Below are 4233 nucleotides of genomic sequence, written 5' to 3' on the forward strand. Positions count from 1 at the left end.
GTTCAAGCGTGTCTCCGTGGGGCGGTCGGCGTGGTCTGCGATCTGGCACGACGCAAATTATAAGCAGGCTTATTATATATCCGCTTATCTCTGGGTGGCGGGTCGTAGGCCGGTTCCGGCTTGACCCTATAATCGCCGCATGGACAAGACCTACGAGAACCGGATCGGTTACCTGATCGCCGACGTGGCCCGCCTGAACGGTCGCCTGTTCGACCGGCGCGCGAAGCGCATCGGGCTGACGCGGGCGCAAAGCCGCGTGCTCGCGTACCTGACGTGGAAGGGCGAGATGAACCAGGCCCGGCTCGCCGAATGGCTCGAGATCACGCCGATCTCGCTCACGCGGCTGCTCGACCGGATGGAAGGCTATGGCTGGATCGAACGCATCGCGAACGACGACGACCGCCGTGCGTTCGTGATCCGGCTGACCGACAAGTCGCGCGAGATCTTTCCGCAGATGCTGGAGGTGGGCGATACCGTCGCCGACGACGGGCTGCGCGGCTTCACGCCCGACGAGCGCGATACGCTGGTGCGGCTGCTCGGGCGCGTTCGACGCAACCTGATCGATTGCGGCGGCGAGTGACGCGGGCACCCGGTCGGGCGCACGGGGAATGAGACTGCGTGGTCAGGCTCGGCCGCGTGTAGAAGGACGGTGAACGGGTGTTGCAGGGAAGGTTGAGGGTACGCCGGCGCGCTGATCAACCGGCCAGCGCCGCGAGCGTGTACGCCGCAAGAGCCCTACGCCGTACGACAGATGCGTGACGAGGCTGCGCCGGCGCGCGACGTCCGGCTGCGGCGTGCGCGACGCCGCGATGCCGAAACCGAACGCCGGCTGCATCACGAAGAGCGGTGCGGCCATGCTCGCGGGCCCCACAGCGGAATACGACGCGGTTTCAACGGTTTCATGACAGTCCGGGCTTGTCTTCGTGGAGTCGGGCGATTATCTTGCAACTTCAAGTTCACTTGAGGTCAAGCATGAGCCGACTGGACATTGCGGACGTCGCGCGGCGCACGGGGTTGCCCGCGTCGACGCTGCGCTACTACGAGGAAAAGGGGCTGATCGTTCCGATCGGCCGGCACGGGCTGCGGCGGCAATACGACGAATCGGTGCTGGAGCGCCTGGCGCTGATCGCGCTCGGGCGGGAGGCCGGGTTCTCGCTCGACGACATCCTCGCGATGGTCGGCGCGGAGGGGCGGCCCGCGATCGATCGCGCGAAGCTCGACGGCAAGGCCGACGAGCTCGATCGCACGATCCGCCGTCTCGGCGCGGTGCGCGACGCGTTGCGGCATGCGGCCGTGTGCCCGGCCGCGAACCATCTCGAATGCCCGTCGTTCCAGAAGCTGCTGCGTATTGCCGCGCATCGTCATCCGGCGCGCCGCACGAAGGCGGAAGCTGCGTAGGCGGCGAATCCGCATGAAGCGGGCGGTGCGGTAGCGCTTCGGAGCGGTGCGGCAGGAGGGTGGCTACGTGGCGACGTAACCGGTTCGACGTGCCGAATCGCGAAAAGGCGATACGGCCCGTATCGCCTTCGACGTCGGCGAGACCGCCGACGCCTGCATCACCCCGCGTAATACACGCGGCATTCCATCTCGCGCCCTCGCACGATCCGCTTGCCGGCGAGCGCGCCGTACGTCCCGGTAAACACGGTGCGCTGGTGCTCGCACTGCACGGCATCGTAGAAATAGAGCGACACCCAGTCGGTCGGGCGCCCGGCTTCCGGCGTGCGCATGGCGGCATGCTGGCTCAGCACCGTGAAATGCCAGCCGCCCTTGGTCATGTGCATCACGGGCGGCGGCACGTAACCGTCCGCGTTCAGGCGCCGGTGCGCGAGCGTCGGCAGCACGCCGGCGGCTGCCTTGTTGCGGTACTGGCGATCGATGTAAAGCAGCAGTTCGACGGGCGGCTCCGTGCCGGGGCCGGCGTGTCGTATGTGGCCTTGCCAGCGCCGGCGGCGGCTCAGCACGTCGTCGAGCGCGGCGCGGATGCCGACCGCGCGCCGCGGGCCGACGCCCGCGATCGTTTCGAGCTGGCCGTTGCGGGCCGCGCGTTCGAGCTCCTCCAGTGTGTCGATATGCAGCGCATCGTGAATGCGCAGCGCGAGCGCGTGGCCGATGCCCGGCACCGCTTCGAAGGCCGACGCGCGTTCCGCGTCGCCGCGCAGGCGGTCGAGCTGGCGCCAGCGCCCCGTCACCAGCAACTCGGCGATCGCCTGCGCGACGCCTGCGCCGATGTCGGGCAGCGCGCCGAGCGCCTCGACGCCGCCGGTGTCGAACACGCTGCGAATGTCACGGTCGAGCGCGTCGACCGTATCGGCCGCCGCGCGGTACGCGGCAACCCGATACGGGTTCGCGCCCTGGTCGACGAGCCACTGCGCGGCCTCGCGCAGGCAGGCCGCGACAGTCCGGTTTTCCTCGTACGTCTGGCTGACGGTCGACTGCATGGCAAGGGACCCGGAAAGCACAAACGGAATGGACGCGGCGCACGACGCGCCGGTCGGCTGTCAACCATTGTCGCGACGCGCGATGAAGAAAACTTGATGCGCGTCAATGGCAAACGTAACACAGGCGCGCAGCGCACGGTCGTGCCGGAACGCGGCCCGACGGTGCGCTGCGCGCGATGCGGTTACGCGTCGAGAAACGACTGCGCGTTCTCGGCCTCGGCGGCCGTACGCAGTGCGGCGAGCGCGCGTTTCTCGATCTGCCGCACGCGCTCACGCGACATCCCCGCATCCTGCGCGATCGCGTCGTAGGTGTCGGGCTCGGCACCGCCGAGGCCGAACCGCCGGCGCAGCACGTCGGCCTCGGTCGGCGTGACCGAACGCAGCAGCGCCCGTACGCAGTCGCGCATGCGCGTGTCGGCCAGTTGCTCGAACGGGCTGGCCGATGCCTGATCCTCGATCAGCTCCACGAGGCCGGTGTCCGCGTCGGGCAGCGGCGTGTCGAGCGAAACCGGCTCGGCGGGAAGCGCGAGCACCGCGCGCAGCTTGCCTTCGTCGAGGCCGGTTTCGGCCGCGAGCTCGGCCGGCGTGGCCCGCCGGCCGGTACGTTGGCGAAAGCGGAGCGCATGCCGCTGCACGCGCTGGTACTGGTCGCCGACGTGCACCGGCACGCGGATCGTGCGCGAACGATCCGCGACCGCGCGCGCGATCGCCTGGCGGATCCACCAGGTCGCATAGGTCGAGAACTTGAACCCGCGCCGGTATTCGAATTTCTCGATCGCGCGCATCAGGCCGAGGCAACCGTCCTGCACGAGGTCGGACAGGTCGACGCCGCGATTCAGGTACTTGCGCGCGATCGACAGGACGAGCCGCAGGTTCGCCTCGAGCATCGCACGCGTCGCGCACCTTCTGCTGGCCGTCGCTCAGCGCGGCTGCAAGGGCGCGCCGCGCGACCGCGTCGAAGCACGCGGCGTCGGTCGCCGACGAATCATCGCGGGCGGTGGCGAGTGCGCGCACGGCACGACTTGCGTCGTCGACGGCCGGCGCGCCCCACGCGAGCGAACCGAGCAGGGTCGCCACGTGGTTGCGCGCGTCGCGGTATTCGGCCGAGCGGCTGCCATGCGCATGCAATGCGTCGCGCAACGCCGACACCGCTGCGTGCAGCGCGTCGTAGCGGGCGGGCGCGGACGTTTCGCGATCCTCTTCATCGGGCGATCCGGCTGCACCCGTCGCGCGATGGCGCTCGAGCAGCGCGTCGACCGCGGGCGGATAGCCGGCAATCGCATGCAATATCTGATGGCGGCCCGTCTCGATCTCGCGGGCGAGCACGATTTCGCCTTCGCGCGTGAGCAGCGGCACCGCGTGCATGCGCCGCATGTACAGCGCGAGCGGATCGGTCGACGCGCTCGTGCCGCGCGCGAGGTCGCCGAGCATGGCCCGGCCTTCGTCGAGCGCGTCGCGATCGACCTCGACCGGCGCCGCGCCGGCGAACGGTGCAGGCACGGCCGGCTCGTCGAGTACCGCGATGCCGATGTCGGCCAGCGCGGCGCGCACGACCTCGAGCGCGTCGGGGCTGTCGCTTTCGGGCGGCAGCGCGTCGACGAGGTCGGCGTGCGTCAGATAACCCTGTTCGCCGGCAAGGGCCAGCAGCTGGATGATCGGATCGAGCGGGGTGTCCGCCCGGGGAGTGGGGCGTGGCGTAGTCATGTCGATGGCGGCGCGAGCCGCGTTCCTGTCAGGGCGGGCCGAAGCTCGCCGGTTTGCGGTTGCCGGTGGGTCGCGGACGCCCGTCCGCGCC

Annotated in this window: 3 protein-coding genes and 2 pseudogenes; 2 read left to right on the plus strand and 3 right to left on the minus strand. The window is 69.8% G+C overall.

Annotated elements, in window-relative coordinates; genetic code table 11:
* Positions 1–139 precede the first annotated feature (139 nt).
* The gene (locus A9Z05_RS33320; RefSeq protein ID WP_069621794.1) at positions 140–580 is read left to right on the plus strand and encodes a MarR family winged helix-turn-helix transcriptional regulator; all 441 of its coding nucleotides are present in this window, start codon (positions 140–142) and stop codon (positions 578–580) included.
* A 42-nt stretch (positions 581–622) separates the two neighbouring features.
* On the opposite strand, the pseudogene A9Z05_RS35715 reads toward A9Z05_RS33320, so the two are convergent.
* Positions 623–868 (minus strand): annotated as a pseudogene (locus tag A9Z05_RS35715) (DUF2938 family protein); the annotation flags it as partial.
* A gap of 104 nt (positions 869–972) precedes the next feature.
* Between A9Z05_RS35715 and A9Z05_RS33325 the strand changes: the two are divergent.
* Positions 973–1398, plus strand: coding sequence for a helix-turn-helix domain-containing protein (locus A9Z05_RS33325; RefSeq protein ID WP_069621795.1), 426 nt, complete (start codon positions 973–975; stop codon positions 1396–1398).
* Positions 1399–1556: 158 nt separating this feature from the next.
* On the opposite strand, the gene A9Z05_RS33330 is transcribed toward A9Z05_RS33325, so the two are convergent.
* Both A9Z05_RS33330 and A9Z05_RS33335 read right to left on the minus strand, forming a co-directional pair.
* The gene (locus A9Z05_RS33330) at positions 1557–2438 is read right to left on the minus strand and encodes a helix-hairpin-helix domain-containing protein (protein WP_069621796.1); all 882 of its coding nucleotides are present in this window, start codon (positions 2436–2438) and stop codon (positions 1557–1559) included.
* A 182-nt stretch (positions 2439–2620) separates the two neighbouring features.
* A pseudogene (locus A9Z05_RS33335) lies at positions 2621–4142 on the minus strand (sigma-70 family RNA polymerase sigma factor).
* Between the last annotated feature and the right edge of the window lie 91 nt (positions 4143–4233).

The sequence above is a fragment of the Burkholderia sp. A2 genome (assembly GCF_001729305.1).
Lineage (GTDB): Bacteria > Pseudomonadota > Gammaproteobacteria > Burkholderiales > Burkholderiaceae > Burkholderia > Burkholderia sola.